This is a genomic window from Hyphococcus sp. D3-15, from assembly GCF_055809375.1.
Map to the genome: position 1 here is coordinate 201,441 of NZ_CM147910.1, position 19,152 is coordinate 220,592.

General features: G+C 58.0%; 18 protein-coding genes and 1 pseudogene. 10 read left to right on the plus strand and 9 right to left on the minus strand.

Annotated elements, in window-relative coordinates; translation table 11 throughout:
- Positions 1-88: 88 nt before the first annotated feature.
- The gene (ctaD, locus tag AC0L8G_RS01000) at positions 89-1,696 is read right to left on the minus strand and encodes a cytochrome c oxidase subunit I (RefSeq protein ID WP_473388926.1); all 1,608 of its coding nucleotides are present in this window, start codon (positions 1,694-1,696) and stop codon (positions 89-91) included.
- 73 nt (positions 1,697-1,769) lie between these two features.
- Complete coding sequence (locus AC0L8G_RS01005) at positions 1,770-2,933, minus strand: cytochrome c oxidase subunit II (protein WP_473386126.1); 1,164 nt, start codon at positions 2,931-2,933, stop codon at positions 1,770-1,772.
- A gap of 248 nt (positions 2,934-3,181) precedes the next feature.
- Here AC0L8G_RS01005 and tldD point away from each other — a divergent pair, with 248 nt between their 5' ends.
- Positions 3,182-4,600: a metalloprotease TldD gene (gene tldD / locus AC0L8G_RS01010; RefSeq protein ID WP_473386127.1), complete on the plus strand. Its 1,419-nt coding sequence runs from the start codon at positions 3,182-3,184 to the stop codon at positions 4,598-4,600.
- A gap of 133 nt (positions 4,601-4,733) precedes the next feature.
- Entirely contained in the window at positions 4,734-6,374 is a 1,641-nt protein-coding gene (locus tag AC0L8G_RS01015) for a hypothetical protein (RefSeq protein WP_473386128.1), read from the plus strand.
- 26 nt (positions 6,375-6,400) lie between these two features.
- Here the strand turns inward: AC0L8G_RS01015 and AC0L8G_RS01020 are convergent, their stop codons facing one another.
- Positions 6,401-6,625, minus strand: a complete 225-nt coding sequence (locus AC0L8G_RS01020; RefSeq protein ID WP_473386129.1) for a hypothetical protein — start codon at positions 6,623-6,625, stop codon at positions 6,401-6,403.
- 69 nt (positions 6,626-6,694) lie between these two features.
- Complete coding sequence (locus tag AC0L8G_RS01025; protein WP_473386130.1) at positions 6,695-7,843, minus strand: sugar-transfer associated ATP-grasp domain-containing protein; 1,149 nt, start codon at positions 7,841-7,843, stop codon at positions 6,695-6,697.
- 119 nt (positions 7,844-7,962) lie between these two features.
- Here AC0L8G_RS01025 and gluQRS point away from each other — a divergent pair, with 119 nt between their 5' ends.
- Entirely contained in the window at positions 7,963-8,829 is an 867-nt protein-coding gene (gluQRS, locus tag AC0L8G_RS01030) for a tRNA glutamyl-Q(34) synthetase GluQRS (protein ID WP_473386131.1), read from the plus strand.
- Here the strand turns inward: gluQRS and AC0L8G_RS01035 are convergent.
- Together AC0L8G_RS01035 and AC0L8G_RS01040 are read right to left on the minus strand one after the other, a co-directional pair.
- The gene (locus AC0L8G_RS01035; protein ID WP_473386132.1) at positions 8,826-9,821 is read right to left on the minus strand and encodes an aldo/keto reductase; all 996 of its coding nucleotides are present in this window, start codon (positions 9,819-9,821) and stop codon (positions 8,826-8,828) included. The two genes, gluQRS and AC0L8G_RS01035, sit on opposite strands and share 4 nt — an antisense overlap.
- Positions 9,822-9,930: 109 nt before the next feature.
- Positions 9,931-10,575, minus strand: a complete 645-nt coding sequence (locus AC0L8G_RS01040) for a DUF1287 domain-containing protein (protein ID WP_473386133.1) — start codon at positions 10,573-10,575, stop codon at positions 9,931-9,933.
- Positions 10,576-10,710: 135 nt separating this feature from the next.
- Here AC0L8G_RS01040 and AC0L8G_RS01045 point away from each other — a divergent pair, with 135 nt between their 5' ends.
- The 3 genes from AC0L8G_RS01045 (at position 10,711) to AC0L8G_RS01055 (ending at position 12,861) form a co-directional block, all read left to right on the plus strand.
- Entirely contained in the window at positions 10,711-11,133 is a 423-nt protein-coding gene (locus tag AC0L8G_RS01045; protein ID WP_473386134.1) for a hypothetical protein, read from the plus strand.
- Positions 11,134-11,256: 123 nt separating this feature from the next.
- Positions 11,257-11,685, plus strand: coding sequence for a YccF domain-containing protein (locus AC0L8G_RS01050; protein WP_473388928.1), 429 nt, complete (start codon positions 11,257-11,259; stop codon positions 11,683-11,685).
- Between the two features lie 243 nt (positions 11,686-11,928).
- Complete coding sequence (locus AC0L8G_RS01055; protein ID WP_473386135.1) at positions 11,929-12,861, plus strand: DUF8021 domain-containing protein; 933 nt, start codon at positions 11,929-11,931, stop codon at positions 12,859-12,861.
- Positions 12,862-13,049: 188 nt separating this feature from the next.
- On the opposite strand, the gene AC0L8G_RS01060 is transcribed toward AC0L8G_RS01055, so the two are convergent.
- The 3 genes from AC0L8G_RS01060 to AC0L8G_RS01070 all read right to left on the minus strand — a co-directional run bounded on the left by AC0L8G_RS01060 (position 13,050) and on the right by AC0L8G_RS01070 (position 14,984).
- Positions 13,050-13,313: a FitA-like ribbon-helix-helix domain-containing protein gene (locus tag AC0L8G_RS01060; protein ID WP_473386136.1), complete on the minus strand. Its 264-nt coding sequence runs from the start codon at positions 13,311-13,313 to the stop codon at positions 13,050-13,052.
- 179 nt (positions 13,314-13,492) lie between these two features.
- Positions 13,493-13,966 carry an NfeD family protein gene (locus AC0L8G_RS01065; protein ID WP_473386137.1) on the minus strand — a complete coding sequence of 158 codons (474 nt, stop codon included), beginning with the start codon at positions 13,964-13,966 and terminating at the stop codon, positions 13,493-13,495.
- A 64-nt stretch (positions 13,967-14,030) separates the two neighbouring features.
- Positions 14,031-14,984, minus strand: a complete 954-nt coding sequence (locus AC0L8G_RS01070) for an SPFH domain-containing protein (RefSeq protein ID WP_473386138.1) — start codon at positions 14,982-14,984, stop codon at positions 14,031-14,033.
- 229 nt (positions 14,985-15,213) lie between these two features.
- Between AC0L8G_RS01070 and AC0L8G_RS01075 the strand changes: the two genes are divergently transcribed.
- The 4 genes and pseudogenes from AC0L8G_RS01075 to AC0L8G_RS01090 all read left to right on the plus strand — a co-directional run bounded on the left by AC0L8G_RS01075 (position 15,214) and on the right by AC0L8G_RS01090 (position 19,139).
- Positions 15,214-16,998, plus strand: coding sequence for a hypothetical protein (locus AC0L8G_RS01075; protein ID WP_473386139.1), 1,785 nt, complete (start codon positions 15,214-15,216; stop codon positions 16,996-16,998).
- Positions 16,999-17,078: 80 nt separating this feature from the next.
- Positions 17,079-17,285 carry a twin transmembrane helix small protein gene (locus tag AC0L8G_RS01080; protein WP_473386140.1) on the plus strand — a complete coding sequence of 69 codons (207 nt, stop codon included), beginning with the start codon at positions 17,079-17,081 and terminating at the stop codon, positions 17,283-17,285.
- A 174-nt stretch (positions 17,286-17,459) separates the two neighbouring features.
- Complete coding sequence (locus AC0L8G_RS01085; RefSeq protein ID WP_473386141.1) at positions 17,460-18,209, plus strand: electron transfer flavoprotein subunit beta/FixA family protein; 750 nt, start codon at positions 17,460-17,462, stop codon at positions 18,207-18,209.
- Positions 18,209-19,139 (plus strand): annotated as a pseudogene (locus tag AC0L8G_RS01090) (electron transfer flavoprotein subunit alpha/FixB family protein). The gene AC0L8G_RS01085 and the pseudogene AC0L8G_RS01090 overlap by 1 nt, the downstream one beginning before the upstream one ends.
- The last annotated feature ends 13 nt before the right edge of the window (positions 19,140-19,152 follow it).

The following is a 19,152-nucleotide window of genomic DNA, read 5'->3' on the forward strand; positions in this document are numbered from 1 at the left end:
CAGCAGGCTAAACCTCTTGTTTTTTCAACAAAAAAGCCCCGCCGGGATGAACCGGCGGGGCGATTTTTCGCGACAGGAAGGTTAACGCCTAGAAGGCTTTTGCGTCGCCCTTGTCGAAGCGCGGCAGTTCGTTGAACTGGTGGAATGGCGGCGGCGACGGCAAGGTCCATTCCAGCGTCGTCGCGCCCGCGCCCCATGGATTGGCCGGGGCCTTGCGGCGGTAGATGAAGAACGCGTCGATCATCGCCACCAGGAACACCGCCATGCCCACCAGGGTGATCGCATAGCCGACCGACGACAGGTGGTGCCATTGGGCGAATGCTTCAGGGTAGTCGATATAACGGCGCGGCATGCCCTGCAGGCCGAGGAAGTGCTGCGGGAAGAAGATCAGGTTCACGCCAAGGAACATGATCCAGAAATGCAGCTGACCCAGAATTTCGCGGTACATCTTGCCGGTCATTTTCGGGAACCAGTAATACCAGCCCGCAAAAATCGCGAAGACAGCGCCGAGCGACAACACATAATGGAAGTGCGCAACAACATAATAGGTGTCGTGCATATAGTGGTCGATGCCCGCATTGGCGAGCAAAACGCCAGTGACGCCGCCGACGGTGAACAGGAAGATAAAGCCCATCGCCCAGACCATCGGCGTTTTGAATTGTATGGAGCCGCCCCACATGGTCGCGATCCATGAGAATATCTTGATGCCGGTGGGGACCGCGATGACCATCGTCGCCGCAACGAAATAGGCTTTCATGTTCACCGAAAGGCCGACCGTATACATGTGGTGCGCCCAGACGATGAAGCCGACAAAGCCGATCGCCACCATCGCATAGGCCATGCCGAGATAGCCAAAGATCGGCTTGCGCGAGAAGGTCGAGACGATGTGGCTGATGATGCCGAAGCCTGGAAGGATGAGAATATAGACTTCCGGGTGGCCGAAGAACCAGAACAGATGCTGGAACAGAAGCGGGTCGCCGCCGCCGGCCGCGTCAAAGAAGGACGTGCCGAAATTGCGGTCGGTCAGCAGCATGGTGATCGCGCCGGCGAGAACCGGAAGCGACAGCACCAGCAAGAACGCCGTCACCAGAACCGACCATGCAAAGAGCGGCATTTTATGCAGCGTCATGCCTGGCGCGCGCATATTGAAGATCGTGGTGATGAAATTGATGGCGCCAAGGATCGATGAGGCGCCCGCCAGGTGCAACGACAGGATCAATAGATCCATCGCGGGCCCGGGATTGCCCGTATTCGACGATAAGGGCGGATACATGACCCAACCTCCGCCAAATCCGAGATTGGAGCCATAGCCCGGCACGAATAGGGACATGGTGATCAAAATGCCCGACGCGCCATAAAGCCAGAAGGAAATATTGTTCATGCGCGGGAAGGCCATATCCGGCGCGCCGATCATGATCGGCACAAACCAGTTGCCGAAGCCGCCGATCAAGGCGGGCATGACCATGAAGAAGATCATGATGAGACCGTGATAGGTCGTCAGCACGTTGTAGAAATTATATGCCGCGTCCATGTCGCCGCCGGTGAAGCGGGTCAGGATGGTCACGCCCGGCTCGGCAAGCTCCCACCGCATCAGACCCGACATCGCCCCGCCGACAATGCCGGCGATGATCGCAAAGATCAGATAGAGCGTGCCAATGTCTTTATGGTTGGTCGAAAAAACCAGCGGACAAAGAATGGTGGTGTGTGGTCGTGCTCGTCATGCGACCCGGGAGTGGCGTGTGCGTCAGCCATGATGGTTCCTTGCCCTCTTATTCAGCGGCTGCGCTGGCGTCATCGGCCTGCGCAAGTTTGACTTTATCGGTAGCGAACATTGGATCGATGCCGGCGAGCGAACGCTGTCCGTCGATCCAGGCCTCAAATGCCGGACGGGAGACAACTTCAACGACAATCGGCATGAAGGCGTGGCGAACGCCGCAAATTTCCGAACACTGGCCGTAATAGACGCCTTCGCGGTCAGCGCGGATCCAGGTTTCGTTCGTGCGCCCCGGGACGGCGTCGACCTTTACGGCGAAGTTCGGCAGAGTCCAGGAATGAATGACGTCCTTCGCTGTTGTCGTAACGCGAATGGTCTCGCCCACTGGCACAACAACGCGGTTGTCGACTTCAAAACGGTACATTTCCGGCGTTGTCTGCTCTTCCGGCAGCATATTCGAGAAAATCTCGAAGTCGCCGAAATCAGGATAGCCGTAGCTCCAGTTCCACTGATAGCCGGTGACTTTCAACGTCATGGTCGGCTCAAGGATCACTTCCTTTTCGCAGCCGTCAAAATAACGCTTCGCCATCGGGCAGCCGCTGACATTCTGGGTTGACCTGCCGCCGCGCAAAATCACGCTCGATCCGATCGGCGCAGGCTGGTTCAACGAAACAACCATGTCGGTCTCGCCCCAGCCTTCGACTGTGAAGTCGGTTTTGTATTTAAGGCTCCGGCGATCCGAACCCGTGTCGATCATCACCTGCAGCTGATCGCGGCGAGAGACCGCACGGCTCGGCGGAAAATCATTCGGGAATACAAAGTCGACCGTTTGTCCATCGCCGCGCGCGACCACCTGTTTGCCGTCCGGCGTCACGCCTTCTTTGAAAAGCAGTTCAAAGGAAGGAAGCGCGATGATCAACAGGATGATAATGGGAACGCCGGTCCAGACGACCTCAAGCAATGTGTTGTGGCTGGTTTTGCTCGGCTCCGGGTTTGATTTGGAATTGTAGCGCACGGCCACCCAAATCAGCAGCCCCAGCACGAACAGGCTGATCACGGTCATCACCGGCATCAAAATGCCGTCATGGAAAAAATGCACTTCTTCCGCCAGCGCCGACGCCGGCGGCACCATTTTCACGCCGCCATCTTCGGGCAACGCGTAAGCGGCGGAAGCCGCCATCACGCTCAATCCAGTCAGGAAAGAGAAAAGTCTTTTCATTGTCGCATCCCGCGCCTGTCGAAAGCCCGCCGCAATCAGCTGGCTGTTCATTCCAAATCCGGCCGCCTCGATACGCCCGCTTGAGCGCCGAGGTCAAATTTTTAAGTCTTCAGACGGGCCGCTTATAGGCCGCCCTTGGGCGCGCCGTCATCGCGCTAGCGAAGGAAAAATGGTCGCAGCACCACAGCCGCCCCCCGCCCCGGATTTCCGCCATTGCCGCCGGGCCTTTGGAGCCCTAAATCTTGTGGATGACAGAATCATATTTTTTCTCCCGCACCGATCTCGATCCCGCGCGCGCGCAAAGCGTCCTCGACAATGCGCTGAAAGGCGCTGACGACGGCGAACTCTATCTGGAATATAGCCAGTCAGAAGCCTTTGTTTTCGACGACAACCGGCTGAAAACCGCCAATTTCGACGTAAATCAGGGGTTCGGCCTGCGCGCCGTTTGCGGCGAATCAACGGGATACGCCCACGCCTCCGAACTTTCCGAGGCCGCGCTGAAACGGGCTGGCGACGCGGTTCAGGCGGTCAAATCCGGTCGCGGCGGGGCATTGGCGGGCGGCCCAGCGCGCACCAATTCCAAGCTTTACTCCGATGAAAACCCCTTGGGCGGCCAGGGATTTGAGGAAAAAGCCAAGCTTTTGGCCGATATCAACGACTATGCGCGCGCGCTCGACCCCCGCGTGCGTCAGGTTTCCTGCTCCCTGTCCGGGACTTGGGAGGCTGTGGAAATACTTCGTCCCGGAGGCGAAATCATCCGAGATTTCCGGCCTCTCGTCCGCCTGAACGTCTCTGTGACCGCCGGCGAAGGCGACCGTCAGGAATCAGGCAGCTACGGCGCTGGCGGCCGCGAGGGCTATGCCCGCTTCATCGCCGCCGACGCCTGGCAGGCGCAGGTGAACGAGGCCTTGCGGCAGGCGCTGGTCAATCTGGAAGCGGAGCCGGCCCCAGCCGGCGAGATGGAAGTGGTGCTCGGGCCGGGCTGGACCGGCGTTCTGCTCCATGAGGCGGTCGGACACGGGCTCGAAGGCGATTTCAACCGCAAGGGCACCTCCGCCTTTGCCGGCCGGATCGGCGAGCGCGTCGCCGCGCCGGGCGTCACGGTGGTCGATGACGGCACGATTTCCGGACGGCGCGGCTCGCTCACCGTCGATGATGAAGGCACGCCGACCTCGCGCACCGTCCTTATCGAAGACGGGATCTTGAAGGGGTACCTGCAGGATCGTCTCAATGCACGGCTGATGGGCGGTGATTCCACCGGCAACGGCCGCCGTGAAAGTTTTGCACATCAGCCCATGCCGCGCATGACCAACACCTTCATGCTTGGCGGCAAAGACGATCCGGAAGAAATCCTCGCCAGCGTGAAAGACGGCATTTACGCCGTGAATTTCTCCGGCGGCCAGGTGGACATCACTTCAGGCAAATTCGTCTTCAACTGCACCGAGGCCTATCGCGTCAAAAACGGCAAGGTCGGCGCGCCGATCAAAAACGCCGCGCTGATCGGCGACGGCCCAAGCGTCCTCACCAAGGTTTCAATGATCGGCAATGATTTCAAACTCGATCCCGGCATTGGCGTTTGCGGCAAGGCGGGACAAGGCGTGCCCGTGGGCGTTGGTCAACCGACAATGAAAATCGACAGCATGACTGTTGGCGGCGCCGGCGCGTAAGGCCAGTCAAGGCTATGATTTTAAAAGAAAACGGGGCGCTTAAGATCTATATTCTAAAATAGCGTGGCATTTATTTGACAATACTTAAAAAGAGGAGAAAATAAGATCATATTATTGTGTGGGGGCGCATAATATGCAGCGAAATTTCTTACTGCCACATTTTACGCATGATCTCGACCATTGGGGTTCGACCATATCTCTTTACCAGATCATCTGTCTGATTTTAATCGCCATCACTATTATCTCTCTCGCATCCGTCATCTTCATGGACGGCCTAAACCCGCAAGACGACAATCTAAATGACAAAAAAACGCTAATCCGAAATCGGCTGGCGCGCTTACCCAAGCGATTACGCCATCGAACGTTACAAACGTGGCGCGCGCTGTACGCTTTTGCGGCACAACCGTCACCAAGTTTCTGGTGGCGCCTTTTTAGGCTGTTTCCTGCAGGAATAGGCGCAGCCTTCTTGTTACTCTGGACGCTCTTCGACGGCATTCTCTTTCTATTGCTTTACGCGTTTCTTCGAATGAAACTGTTCTGCCTTGCGTTGATCGATGATAAGCGCCGCACCATTCTCATTGGGATCTCCGCGACAACGATCATCCTGATCGCTACTGCAGCCATCGGGTTTTCATATGACTGTTACGAGGTGCGCAACGTCACGCAGCCCACAAGCGCAACCAATGAAACCTCCGCATCCGACACCGATAGCATTCGCAAGAACCCTTTTTGCAACGGATTCAACGCAAAAATGGTGCTCGCAATTGATTTAGGTTTGGCGACCGTTTTTTTCTTTATTTTGTTTTTCTACCACTGGAGGCTTCCGCCTGAACATTTTCAGGAAAAAGCCGCCCGTTTCAAAAACCTTCTGGCGCAAGGAGCATCCTTGCTTGGCGTAAGCGGCACTTTAGGCCTAACGGCCGCCAATGCCCCAAGTAAAACAATCCACGAAATCGAAATGAGCGCCCAGCAAGAAAACCGTCGCACTACAGATTACGAGATAATTGCTGCGATGCAGGAGAGCTTATTGAAAGAATTGAGGCAACAAGGCATTCCACAAAAACAGACTCACTTGATCATGCCCGCCCTCTATCCGCAGCTTTATAATATTCACTACCAAAACGCTCCAAGGAATAACGAGCAGGGGATGTGGAATGCATTTTATTTTGAACAAGCTGCAAAGCAAGAAACCGCTCGTTTGAATGAAAGGCTAGATGCCCTGGCAGCCACCTTGAACGCTCACTTAGCAAGCCCGAAATCTGAACATTCGGGAGACACCGAATTGGAGGCCGTCAAAAAGGATCTGATGGAGGCACAATCCGATCTTACGACGGTGTCAGCGCTCGCTGGCTACGCCGCAGACGCGGCCACGGATAACACAAACACTCTTAATACTATTGGCACAATAACAAATGATCGTGAGGAACGCTGCAATCGGATAAGCTTCTCTTTCTCCGCCGCGACCACACTCATCGATCGCCTTGACAGCAGGCTGACCTCTCTAAGGGATAACAACACAATGGTCGCTTGCCAGCTTGTAGGGAAACTGCGGAAAGGGAAGTTTAAGCGAGCTTACAAAGCCATGACTCAAAGCCGTGAAGACAAAGAGTTTAAAAGCGAACTGCTCGACGCGTGCAGAAGAGGCAACTCGCAAGAACTTCAGAAATTGCTGGACTTGAACCAGGTTCTGGCCCCGCAACAGCAACTTGTTTCAGACATTAAAGAATCGATGCAGCCGCTGCTTACCGAAATACGGCGTGATTGCCTCCTTTAGCAAACAGATGCGCCATAGGCTGCAAACTACACCACGATGTTGCGACGCTCGAAAGGACAGGCCGACCAGAACACAGACAAATAAAGACAGATCAAGAAAGCCGCTGGCCAGAACGGTCCAGAGTGCTTTGCCTCATACGCGCGCTTGGCCGCCGCTGCGTAGTATGCTGCGCCGACAGCCGATACGGCCGCTATGGATACGCCCGCATCATCGGCAGTCTCGCCGTCACCGTCTTCTAAATCTTCACTCATCGCCGCCCCTCAGTTAAAGGGTAGCAAAAACTTGTTCGGGAGAGAAGCGTGCGCGCGAGGCGGCTGCAATCAGGACAGTTTCAGCAGCTTGCGCGCCTGATTAAGTGCTTTGGGATTTGATTTTGCGCCGGCGTTTTCTTTCATGCACCATTCAAGAAAGGCGCGGAATTCAGGATCGAAGGCGCCGCGCCCGGAAGCGAGTTGAATGATATTGAAGTTCCCGCCGGGATTGACTTCGAGCAGTGACGGGCCCGCGTCAGTGAGCGCAACATCCCATGACTGGATGTGAAGGCTCGGGAACACCATCGCCGCACGCTGCGCCAATTCTTTCGCCTGCGCGAAGTCGGGCAAAGCGACGCCGGCGATGGCCGCGCCGCTATCGGGATGAGCGTCCAGGGTTTCGGTCGCAACGCCAACGCCGCGGCGCGCAGGGCCAAGCACGCCCGTATCGCGGTCCGCATAAGCGACCAGATTGCCCGCGCGGCGGAAATTATCGACAAAGTGATCGCCGGCTGGAAGACGCAACGCCGCCTCGCGCACAACCGGCCCGTCGGGACCGAGCCAAACCATCAATCGCAATGTGGCGATCCGCTGGCCGGTAATCGCCGCAATTGCAGCATGGGGCGACAAGACTTCCTGAAAGACGAAGCCGTCTTTTTCAAGATAAGGCGCAACCTCCGCCGCCATCTCAGCGATGGCGCAGTCGCCGCCGGCGAGCGTCAGCCTATCGCCTTCACGCGCAACGAGTTTCACCGCGCCGTCCCCGTGACTGGCGACAGCCGGCTTGCCAAATAGCGGCAATGCACAGCCTTCAAGATAGCGTGCGACGGCGTCAGCATCGCGCAGCATGGAAACCCCGCCAACCTCGCGAGTCTTATGAGCGACAGCGTCAATGCGCGGCGTCGGCAACCCTGCCTCAACCATCCGCTCAAAAAACGCGACCTTGTCTTCTGCATCGTTCCAGTTGCGAAGGTCGTTGGCGATATAGAATGCAGCGCGGGCGCGCTGGTCGCCCATATAAGCGGGATAGTCCGAGCGCTGATGAGCATAGAGCCCGTAATAAATATATTCTTCAAAGCTCATCCCGGCGCCAGCCATGCGCAAGGCGAGAAAATCGCCGACCTGTTTGCCGAAGCTGGCGCCGTAACGCTTGCTGGCGATCTGCATGTCGCGGGCGACATCGAGATCGTAAGGAGAAGCTTTTTCCGCGAGCGCCATGAGCCGGTTTCCCACTGAAGGTTTGCAATGAATTCCAGCGGAGAATAGAAATTCATGGTTAACGCCTTGTTTATAGGCTCCACGGTTTCGCCGGCGAAAGAACGCGCTAAAACGGTTGCATGAGCAAACTCGTCACCCGCTTCGCCCCCTCGCCGACAGGGCTATTGCATCTCGGCCACGCCTTTTCGGCGCTCACCGCCTATCGCGCGGCGGAAGCCGCTGGCGGGCGCTTTCTTCTGCGCATCGAAGACATCGACCGGATCCGCTGCAAACCGGAATTCGAGACGGCGATCTATGACGATCTCGCCTGGCTGGGACTCACCTGGGAAACCCCCGCACGCCGGCAATCGGAACATTTCGATGAATACGCCGCCGCTCTGAACACGCTGCGCGAGAAAGGCCTCGTTTATCGCTGCTTTAAAACCCGCAAGGAGATCACCGACGAAATCGCCCGCGCCCCGCATTTCGCGCCTGAGGGACCGGAAGGACCTGCCTATGTGGGCGGGCCGCTCCCTGCTTCTGAAGAGCGGTATTTGCTGGCGGAAGGCGCGCCTTTTGCGTGGCGATTATCGACAGTGGCCGCAAGAAAATATTTGGGCGATGCTTTCGACACGCTTTCATTCACGGAAGAAACGCCGGATGGCCTGCGAACAATCAAAGCCACGCCAGAGATTTTTGGCGACCCGGTGATTGCCCGCAAGGACAATGGCACGAGCTACCATCTCGCCTCTGTCCATGATGACGCCGTACAGGGGATTTCCCATGTCATTCGCGGCGAGGATTTATATCACGCAGCGCATCTGCACCGCTTGCTGCAATCCCTGCTAGATTTGCCCGAACCCCTTTACCGCCATCATCGTCTGTTGACGGATGACAATGGCCGCCGCCTCGCCAAACGCGACAAGGCGGCGACGCTGAAGGCCTTGCGACAGAAGGGAAAATCTCCCTCAGACATCATCGCCGAGCTTGGCCTCGCGCGAGCTTAAGTGTTCAAGAAGGAGGCGCGCGACCCGGTCGGATAGCGCGCACCGGCGACGGCTTCCGGCGGCACCGCCGCTTCGATCGCGGCAATGTCTTCTTCAGCCAACGTCACATTGAGCGCGCCGATATTTTCTTCTAACCGCGCAAGCTTTTTGGTGCCAGGAATGGGAATAATGTCGTCGCCTTTCGCCAGCACCCAGGCAAGCGCGATCTGGGCGAGGCTCGCGCCTTTGTGCATAGCGATTTCCGCAAGCCGGTCGACGAGCATGACATTTTGCTCCATCGCCTCCCCCTGAAAACGCGGGCTCGTTGACGCACGGAAATCATCGGCGGAAAAATCTTCCGGCTTGCGATAGGCGCCGGTCAGTATTCCCCGTCCAAGCGGCGAGTAAGCGACAAACGCCACGCCAAGCTCCCGGCAAGCGGGTATGATCTCCGCTTCCATGTCGCGGGTCATGATGGAATATTCCGACTGCACCGCCGCAATGGGATGCACCGCGTTGGCTTTTCTCAACGTATCGGCGCTGACTTCGGACAGGCCGATGGCGCGCACTTTGCCCGCCTTGACCAGGTCAGACATTGCGCCAACCGAGTCTTCGATAGGTACGGCGGGGTCGCGCCGATGCATGTAATAGAGATCGATCACATGGACGCCGAGGCGTTTCAGTGAGGCGTCACAGGCGTTTTTTATATAGGCCGGATCGTTCGACAGACCGAGCCAGTCACCGCCCTCGCCGCGCTGAATGGCGAATTTTGTCGCCAGTACGATGTCGCTTCGATGTTTCTTCAAAAATCCGGAAAGCTGCTCTTCATTGCGGCCGGCGCCATACATATCCGCCGTATCGAGAAAATTCACGCCGCGCGCGAGCACCGCATCAAGCAGCACCTCCGCAGCCCCGTTGGACAAGGCATCGCCATAAAACTCTGCGAGCCCCATACAGCCAAAACCAAGCCGTGAGACTTCAAGGCCAGACCGGCCTAAAGGAACCTTGCGCATATGCGCCTCCTGAAATTTTTTTGAAAACGGCGCAGGATCCGCACCGAGGCGGCGACTCTTGCGCAAAAATTCAAGCCGGATCAATTCTTGAAAATCGCCGTTGCAGTTCCTAAGTGTGCGCCCTCAACAGATCGGCGCTGACGCGATAGCGCCCGGTTATCGGCCAATCGAACAGCACGTCCTCAAGCTTCGGCCCCGCTCCGATATTGTGAACAACCATAGGGCGCCCTGTCGGGCCGATGCGGTCCGTGACGATCCCGATATGCGGCAGCCACCCCGCATCCCCGCGCAAATTCCACGCAACAATATCGCCGGGCAAATAGTCCGCAGCATTCGCGCTTGGCGGCAATTTTGCGCCTTCGCGGGTGAGGAACGTTTCAAGATTGGGAACGCGCCGGTGATCGATATTCCTGTCGGGGCGCTCAAGCCCCCAATGTGCGGGATAGGCGCTGAAATTTGCGCGCATATCCTCATGCACCAAGACCTGAAGATCGATCTCAAGGGCGCGCAAGGCGCGCACGAGAACATCGGCGCAAACACCCCGGTCCGGCGGCACGTCACCCATCGGATAAGCGAGCCTCACATAGGACGCGTCATAAACAATCTCTTGCTCCGTTCGCGCGACCGCCGCCTCTGACAGCTGCGCGCCGAAACTGGATGGTGTGTCGCTGGTTAGCGTCGCCGGGCGCTGGGCGTGCGCGATCGCTGCAAAACAACACATGCTCGCCGCAAGAAATGCCAAAGCCGATTTCATGGCGCCGAGTTCACCATGTAATTGCGGCGCCCACATGGCGCTCCCATGGCGCCAACCGCCCTCTCAATTGTGATGTGACCGCAAGCGTCCCATGCGTTTATTGTTTTGAAAATCGGAAATTTCTGGGGGCATTCCATGAAAGCTGTTCTGTTACTCGCCTTGCGCGCAACAACCGGCGCGCTTCTCATCATCTGGGGCGTCCTGCGCGTAATGACGCCGCAAACGGCGGTAGGCCTTTCGGAAAAATACTATGGCGGCATGATCAGCGCCGAGAGTTTAATCCTTCCTTTGGCCTATGGGCAGATCGCCCTCGGCGCGCTGGTCATTCTGGGCCTCTTCCGCGTGATCATTTACCCGGTTCAAGCGGTCATCCTGGTCGGCGGCGCGGCGGCGATCTGGAAATACCTGGCCGATCCTCTGGGTCTTTACCTGTTGACGCCGGAGACCAGTAAATTGCTGTTTTTCCCGTCCACCACCGTGGCGGTCGCCTCTCTCATCATCATCTTTTTCAAAGAATATGACCGGTTCGCGCTGGATCGCCTTTTAGTGAGACGCTGAACACGCCGGACGGTTGCGTTTGTGCGGCGAAATGCATGGCGCCGGGCCCATTTAGGCCTATATCCTGACTAACGAAGGAGACGCCCTATGTACCCGGAACATCCGCTGCGCGACGAAAGCTCGATGTCGCTTGTCTCGCTTGTGCTGAACATACTCTGGCTGGCGCTTGGCGGCGCGGTCGCGGCGCTTGGCTGGTTCCTGGCGGCATTCTTCATGGCGATCTCAATCATCGGCCTGCCATGGGCGCGCGCCGCCTTTGACAATGGCGTCTATACGCTATGGCCGTTTGGCGCAAAGCCGATCAATCGCGAAATTCTGTATGGCGAAGAAGTAGGGACAGGGCCGCTGGGTTTCCTCGGCAACATCATCTGGCTTGTGCTTGCGGGCTGGTGGCTGGCGCTGGGCCATGTGGTCGCCGCCTTCTTTCTTGGCGTCACCATTATCGGCCTGCCTTTCGCCTGGGCGCATCTAAAGCTTGCCGGCTTCGCGCTTTGGCCGATCGGCCGCACCCTTACGAGTTCCGAGACTCGCCGCCGCCGGGCCTACTACTAGATTGCGCAAATATGATGCGCCGCCAGATAAAATGCTGCGCTGCGCGACGTAATTTCTTAATCACAGTCAACACGCTCCCAAATTAGCAGTGTCCCGGCCAGCGCGGTAAGAATGCCCATTGGCTCGGTCGCACCCGTTGCGGCGCCGAACAGGGCCGACTGGGGATGATCAGGCGCAATACCGTCGACGCTGCACGCTTCTAAATCTCCAAACAACAAAAGATGTGTTTTAGGGAGCACTGGAATGATTGCTGACTTTAAGAATGGCGCGCCGCGACGGCTCGCAGCTATTACCGCCGCACTGATCGCGACGCTCACCCCGGCAAGCGCCTTTGCACAAGCCGATCAGTGTGACCGGCGTTGCCTGCTTGAAGTCATGACGGCCTATACTGACAATCTGATTTTAAACAAAACAGACAGGATCAAGACCGCAAAAAACGTCCGCATTACCTCCAATGGCGAGAAAGCAAAGCTCGGCAAAGGCATGGTGTGGGGCGAGATCAACCGCATCCCCTATCGCCAGGTTTTCGTGGATCCGGACACCGGCTCAGCCGTTATGCTCGCCACGGTGACCAACACGCCGACGCGCGATGCGGAAAAGTGGTGGTTCTACATGCTTCGCCTGAAAGTCGAAGACATGAGCATTACCGAGATCGAAGAGATCGCATTTGACGGCACGCTGCGCGGCACGCCAGCCGCCTCCATGCATCTTTCAGATCGCATCTTCGACACATACTTGCCAGAGGACGAGCGGGTCCCGCGCGAGGAACTTATCACGGTCGCAAACCAATATTTCGACGTCGTCTCCGGCACGCTGGACTACAAGAAGACGCCATTCCACCCGGAATGCCAGCGTTACGAGCTCGCAACGATGACGGTCAACTCAGCCATGCTGCCCGGCAGCTGCGGCACGGAATTTGAGAACCCGCGCATCAAATGGCCGGTAAAAAATCGGCGCATCTACATCGCGGATGTTGAACGCGGCGTCGTCATGGGCATCGGCCATTTCACCGCGCCGCCGGATTATCCGGACAATAACGAGTCGGTCGTTTTTGAAGTCTTCAAGGTTCAGGACGGCCTCATCCGCCATATCGAGGCGATGTTCCGTGGCAACAACACCCAGCATTCTTCCGGCTGGCCGGACCTGCCGGACACCGCCGCACCGATTCTCGAATAGGGAGGAGGCCCGGTTCCGGGCGCAGGGGAAGCCTTGCGCCCGGAACCGGCAGCCGCACTAGCAGGCAAAAGCCGGCGCCCATTTTTGGGCGCCGGCTTTTGTCGCCAGAAAAGCGCGAAGCACAGCGCACGCACATCTATCTGTATACGTAGTTTTTTGAAAGTCGCAAATAGCCTTGTAAAACGGGGCTATTCGGCTTCTCTTTCGAGAATCTGGCGCACTTTTTGGCGCGCGCTCGCCACATCAATAGCAACATCGCGATTGGTGAGGTTGATGGCATCCCCCGCCGGACGAGCCCGTGCTTCCGGCCGCGACGGCTCAGCATTGACCTGCGCGATAGCGCCCAAAAGCGCGCGCAACTCACCCTCCAGCGAACGGCCATTCCTGGCTGCGCGAATACGCAATCGCCGGTGCGTTTCCGCCGGCACATTTCTGATTGTAATCGACTTCATAACGCCCCCGCAGCGCTGTCTGCTTTGCAAGCACTGCTTGCATTCCCTTCACCGTCAGCATAACTGCGAATGCCTGAAGCGCTGGTTAACAGAAATTAGGACACGCCGTCGGCGCATCCCAATTCAATTAAGCACCCGGATGAAGTCACCCCCCGGCCTCGCGCCAGAACCAGCCGGCGCTAAGCCGTCGCCTTCACATAAAGCTTCGTGCCTTCTGCGCGCGTCACTTCAACCACCGCGCCTTCTGCATGGTTTCGCCCGTCTTCGCTTTCGGCCAGCCATAGCGTATCGCCGAGGCGCACCTTGCCTGCGCCGTTGACGAACGCCACCTCCACATTGACTTGACGCCCGACCTTTTGCGCGCCGCGTTCATTCAAAGTGAGATGATCCGCCTGCGTCTTATGCAGCCATGGCTTCACATAGGGCGGCGCAAAAATAGACAACACGATCGTGACTGCGGAAAACACCACCAGTTGCATCTGCCATGCGCCGTCAAGAGGCCAGATGTCCACAAGACCAGCGACAAACGCCGCTACAGCCGGCCAGAAGAAATAGGTGGATCCGGTCGCCAGTTCGATCACAAGCAGAACAAGCGCAAACACCCACCAATACCAAAACGGCATATCGGTTAGAAAGGTAATCAGAGCTTCCATCTTAATGCTCCTCTCCAATTGCCGGCCCATCCCGGCGCAAGAGCCGGGACGGGCGGCGTAAATGTTACTGCGCGCTAGGAACCGATCCGCCCGAGCGGAGCGGCGCATCTTTGCCGAACGCTTCTTTCGCCAAGGCGCCGACACCGGCGATGGTGCCCACAAGCGCGCTCATATCAGCAGGAACGATGACGGTTTTCTGCTGCGGCGAGATGGCGAGCTTTTCAAACGCTTTCACATAGTCCTGCGCGACAAAGTAATTGATCGCTTGAACATCGCCTTTTGCAATCGCTTCCGACACCATCTGCGTTGCTTTGGCTTCAGCCTCGGCTTCTCTTTCACGCGCCTCGGCATCGCGATAGGCCGCTTCTTTTCTGCCTTCCGCTTCCAGAATGGCGGCCTGCTTTTCACCTTCAGCGCGCAGCACCGCGGATTGCTTCTCGCCTTCCGCCGTCAAAATTTCCGCCCGCTTCAAGCGCTCCGCCTTCATCTGCCGCGCCATGGCTTCAGTGATGTCCGCAGGCGGCTCCAGATCCTTGATCTCAACCCGTGTGACCTTCACGCCCCAGGGCTGCGTCGCCGCATCGATAACCCTCAGCAAGCGCTCATTAATGTCGTCGCGGTTGGACAGCACTTCGTCGAGATCAAGCGAACCAATCACGGTACGGATATTGGTCATCGACAGATTGGAAATGGCCCGCGTCAGATTGTGCACCTCATAGGCGGCGGCCGGCGCATCCATCACCTGGATAAAGGCGACAGCGTCAGTCGAGACTTGCGCGTTGTCGCGGGTGATCACTTCCTGCGCCGGAATGTCGAGCACCTGCTCCATCATGTTCATCCGCCGGCCGACCCGGTCGATGAACGGCATCAGGAAATGCAGGCCCGGTTTCATGGTTTTGGTGTAGCGGCCGAAACGCTCGACCGTGAATTCATAGCCCTGCGGCACCACCTTGACGGTGTTGAACATGAGGAAAATGGCGAGCACCACCAGCACCGCCACAAATAATTCAAAGCCCATAATCGCCTCCCTTTTTCAGCCCTTGAGCCCTATAGATCGTGACGGACAAAGCGCCGCGCCAGACTTGAAAATCCGATTTTTCGCATTACCCCATTGAAAACACGTCGCTTTTTCGCGTTCGCCACGCCGAAATCCGCAATTTTTCGGGCTGCGGATCGGCCCGGCGCCGAAATTTTTCCAGAAAACAGCCCCCTATCGAGTCGGTTAACCCCGCGTTAAAAAGGAGCTTATGGGTTGGTCGTGGAAATCAGCGGCGGGGGCCGTATGTGGAGCGGGGACGCTGTTCGCCAATGCGATGGCGGAACAGGGCGTCATTCCGCCCGCCGTCAACACCGGCAAAGCCTGGGAAGTGCATAAAGCGGCATGGAGTCCGGCGGACGAGGCAGGGTTTTCCGCGTTTGTCGCGGCGATCGGCCATTCGGACTGCACCTCCATCGATTCCTGTCTCAAAGACGACGCCAATCCTTATCGCTCGGCTATCGACCCGCATCTTCCCGGCGATTGCGCCGACATGGCTTATATTCTGCGCGCCTATTACGCTTGGAAAAACGGCCTGCCCTTTTCCTACCAGAACGCCATGCGCACCGCTGACCGGTCGCGGCAAGATTTGCGCTACTCGAGCGAGGGCAATGTCGTGGCGGGGCGCCGGCAAATTCTGAACTCCGTCCCGAACGCGCCCGCTTTCATTGCGCGCATTGGCGGCGAAGTATCCACCGCCATGTTCCGCACCGACCCCGAAACCGGCGGTGGCGGCAGTCATGATGATTTCTATCCGGTGAAGATTGAGCGCGGCGCCGTCAAACCCGGCATTCTAGCTTATGACATCTATGGCCATGTGGGCATCATTTACGACGTGCTGGAAGACGGGCGCGTGCTGGTGGTTGCTTCGCACCCGGATAATTCGGTGACGCGCACCGCTTATGGGCCTAATTTCATGCGCTCAAAACCTGCGCTCGGCGCTGGCCTGAAGGCATGGCGGCCGATCCGCGTCGATGGCGCGCGCCTCGATCCCGACGGCTCCCTGCATGGCGGAAAACTTTATGCGGCGAAAAATGCGGAGATCTCCGATTTCTCCATGGAGCAATATGTCGGCAATGTCCCGCATCCTTCGGGCGTCTGGCATTATGGCGAATTCAAATTCCAGGACCGGACCCTGCATTATTACGATTATGTCCGCCGCAAACTTGCTGCACCGGGCTTCGCCTATGATCCCGTTGACGAACTGCGCTTCGGTCTGGAGACGATCTGCGGCTCGTTAAAAGCCCGTAAAGTCGCTGTGGACGCCGCTTATCGTGCCCGCACCCATTTGAAGCCGCACCCGCCCAGATTGCCGGAAAACATTTTCGGGACCTATGGGGAGTGGGAGGAATATTCGACCCCTTCTCGTGATGCGCGATTGAAAGTCAGCTTCATCGAGCTGCGGCGCGACATGCAAAGACTGGTCGAAGACGTAACGACCGGGGCGCCCGGCGTCACCTATGACGGTGATGATCTCGCCGGCGATCTTGTCGCCGCGTTCGAAGATGAAGACAGCTCATGCAGGTTCACCTATCGGCGCTCTGACGCGACGCGGGTGCGCCTCACCCTCGCCCATGCGATGGAGCGTTTGTGGGACATGTCTTTCGACCCCTATCACTGCCCGGAGCGGCGATGGGGCGCCAGCGGCGCTGAGTTTGAGGCGTGCACGGATGATAGCGTCAAGGCGCAATGGTATAACGCCCAACGCTTTCTGCGCTACCAGGCTGAGCGGACCTATGACGTGCGCATGGATTTCGCGCTCAATGAGCTGAAACCGCCGATGGTCGCCGCACCCGAGGAAGGCGGCCTGGGGGTGGAGGCGCCTGCAGACGCCGATATCCGCGCCTATCTATACGGCCTTGCAGGGCCGGTGACGGCAAACGCCGAAACCAGCGCCGATGCGATTCCCGCCAGCTACTTCGTTGAGGAAGAAGGCGTGTTCCTCCCGGCCTGGCACAAGCGCCTGCTGCCCTCGGACGCACCCCGGGAACAGTAGCATTTCGCCCCGGCGCGCCCTATATTGCCCTCAAGAGCCGCCAAGGCTTTTTGATAATAGAAATATTTGGGAGCGCCTTCATGGACGCCTTTGTATTCTTCCTGATTCCTATTGGTCTTGCCGTAACGGCGATTATTCTTGGCGTCGGCATTTATTCGCTCGCCAAAGGCGGAAACTTCGCCAAGGAAAATTCGAACAAGCTGATGCGCATGCGCGTCGCGGCGCAGGCGGTCACGATCGGCCTGATGATGCTGTTTTTGTGGCTCGTGGGCAAAGGCGGCGCATAAACCGCCGCCGCCATCACCGCCCCCGGCAAACACCCCCGACATTGCGCTGCAAAATATTGGCGCCTAACGGCGTTGAATCCTAACAATCCCGCGACTATGGTCCGGCCCGAAACGCCGCCGTTCCGGCCACCCACCGGCCGCGGCTCCCTCCAGCCCCTTTGAGGAGCATCGCAGATGAAAGTTCTCGTGCCCGTCAAACGCGTCATCGACTACAATGTCAAAGTACGCGTGAAATCGGACCAGACCGGCGTCGATCTCGCCAATGTGAAGATGTCCATGAACCCGTTCGACGAAATCGCCGTCGAGGAAGCAGTGCGCCTGAAAGAGGCCGGCACAGCAACCGAGATCGTGGCGATCTCCATCGGACCTGAAAAAGCGCAAGATCAGTTGCGCCAGGCGCTGGCGATGGGCGCGGACCGGGCGATCCTGATCAAAACCGAGGAGACGGTTGAGCCGCTCGCCGTCGCCAAATTGCTGAAGGCCGTTACGGAAGAAGAAAAACCGGAACTGGTCATCCTCGGCAAGCAGGCGATCGACGACGATTCAAACCAGACCGGCCAGATGCTCGCCGCATTGCTCGGCTGGGCGCAGGGCACCTTTGCTTCTGAGGTGAAAATCGCGGACGGCAAAGCCAGCGTCACCCGCGAAATCGATGGCGGCCTGCAGACGATCTCGTTGAACCTGCCAGCCATTATCACGACCGACCTTCGCTTGAACGAGCCGCGCTATGCGTCGCTGCCGAACATCATGAAAGCGAAAAAGAAACCGCTGGACGTGAAAGAAGTCGGTGATTTTGGCGTCGATATCGCGCTGCGCCTCACCACGGTGAAAGTCACCGAGCCGCCGAAACGCGAGGCCGGCGTGAAGGTCGCCGATGTCGCCGAACTCGTCTCCAAATTGAAAAACGAAGCGGGAGTGCTCTAATGGCTGTCCTCGTCATCGCCGACCATCGCAACACAGCGCTTAGCGATCTCGACTCACAAGACCGTTTCCGCAGCGGCCGCCATTGGCGGCGACATCGATATTCTCGTCGCGGGCAAGGATTGCGCCGCCGCCGCAGAAGCCGCCGGCAAGATTGCCGGCGTGCGCAAGGTTCTGCATGCTGACGACGCGCAATATGAGAACCGCCTCGCAGAAAATCTGGCGGCGCTGATTGTCTCCGTTGCCGATTCTTATGATGCGATCCTGAAATCCGCCGACACGACCGGCAAGAACGTCATGCCGCGCGTCGCCGCCTTGCTCGACGTGATGCAGATCTCCGAGATCGTCGCGGTCGAAGCGCCGGACACATTTGTTCGTCCAATCTATGCCGGCAACGCCATGCAGACGGTGAAATCTTCCGATGCGAAGAAAGTCATCACGGTGCGCGCGACCGCCTTTAAGGCGGCGGAAGAAGGCGGCTCTGCAAGCGTTGAAACCGTCGGCGCAGCAGCCAATCCCGGCCTGTCCGCCTTTGTCGGCGAAGAGCTGACCAAGTCCGAACGCCCGGAACTGACCGGCGCAAAGATCGTCATCTCCGGCGGCCGCGCCCTCGGCTCCTATGAGAATTTTGAGAAATACATCTTCCCGGTCGCCGACAGGCTCGGCGCGGCGGTCGGCGCGTCACGCGCGGCGGTCGATGCGGGCTATGTGCCGAATGACTATCAGGTCGGCCAGACCGGCAAGGTCGTCGCGCCGGAGCTATATATCGCGGTCGGCATTTCCGGCGCGATCCAGCACCTTGCGGGCATGAAGGATTCGAAAATCATCGTCGCCATCAACAAGGACGAAGAAGCGCCGATCTTCCAGGTCGCCGATTACGGCCTGGTCGCCGACCTCTTCAAGGCGCTGCCGGAACTTGAATCCGCGCTCTGAGTGATCCGAAATT

Coding starts and splice junctions, on each gene's coding strand:
- AC0L8G_RS01005 (WP_473386126.1), bottom strand. CDS start 2,933: ATGAAAAGACTTTTCTCTTTCCTGACTGGATTGAGCGTGATGGCGGCT.
- tldD (WP_473386127.1), top strand. CDS start 3,182: ATGACAGAATCATATTTTTTCTCCCGCACCGATCTCGATCCCGCGCGC.
- AC0L8G_RS01015 (WP_473386128.1), top strand. CDS start 4,734: ATGCAGCGAAATTTCTTACTGCCACATTTTACGCATGATCTCGACCAT.
- AC0L8G_RS01020 (WP_473386129.1), bottom strand. CDS start 6,625: ATGAGTGAAGATTTAGAAGACGGTGACGGCGAGACTGCCGATGATGCG.
- AC0L8G_RS01025 (WP_473386130.1), bottom strand. CDS start 7,843: ATGGCGCTCGCGGAAAAAGCTTCTCCTTACGATCTCGATGTCGCCCGC.
- gluQRS (WP_473386131.1), top strand. CDS start 7,963: ATGAGCAAACTCGTCACCCGCTTCGCCCCCTCGCCGACAGGGCTATTG.
- AC0L8G_RS01035 (WP_473386132.1), bottom strand. CDS start 9,821: ATGCGCAAGGTTCCTTTAGGCCGGTCTGGCCTTGAAGTCTCACGGCTT.
- AC0L8G_RS01040 (WP_473386133.1), bottom strand. CDS start 10,575: ATGAAATCGGCTTTGGCATTTCTTGCGGCGAGCATGTGTTGTTTTGCA.
- AC0L8G_RS01045 (WP_473386134.1), top strand. CDS start 10,711: ATGAAAGCTGTTCTGTTACTCGCCTTGCGCGCAACAACCGGCGCGCTT.
- AC0L8G_RS01050 (WP_473388928.1), top strand. CDS start 11,257: ATGTCGCTTGTCTCGCTTGTGCTGAACATACTCTGGCTGGCGCTTGGC.
- AC0L8G_RS01055 (WP_473386135.1), top strand. CDS start 11,929: ATGATTGCTGACTTTAAGAATGGCGCGCCGCGACGGCTCGCAGCTATT.
- AC0L8G_RS01060 (WP_473386136.1), bottom strand. CDS start 13,313: ATGAAGTCGATTACAATCAGAAATGTGCCGGCGGAAACGCACCGGCGA.
- AC0L8G_RS01065 (WP_473386137.1), bottom strand. CDS start 13,966: ATGGAAGCTCTGATTACCTTTCTAACCGATATGCCGTTTTGGTATTGG.
- AC0L8G_RS01070 (WP_473386138.1), bottom strand. CDS start 14,984: ATGGGCTTTGAATTATTTGTGGCGGTGCTGGTGGTGCTCGCCATTTTC.
- AC0L8G_RS01075 (WP_473386139.1), top strand. CDS start 15,214: ATGGGTTGGTCGTGGAAATCAGCGGCGGGGGCCGTATGTGGAGCGGGG.
- AC0L8G_RS01080 (WP_473386140.1), top strand. CDS start 17,079: ATGGACGCCTTTGTATTCTTCCTGATTCCTATTGGTCTTGCCGTAACG.
- AC0L8G_RS01085 (WP_473386141.1), top strand. CDS start 17,460: ATGAAAGTTCTCGTGCCCGTCAAACGCGTCATCGACTACAATGTCAAA.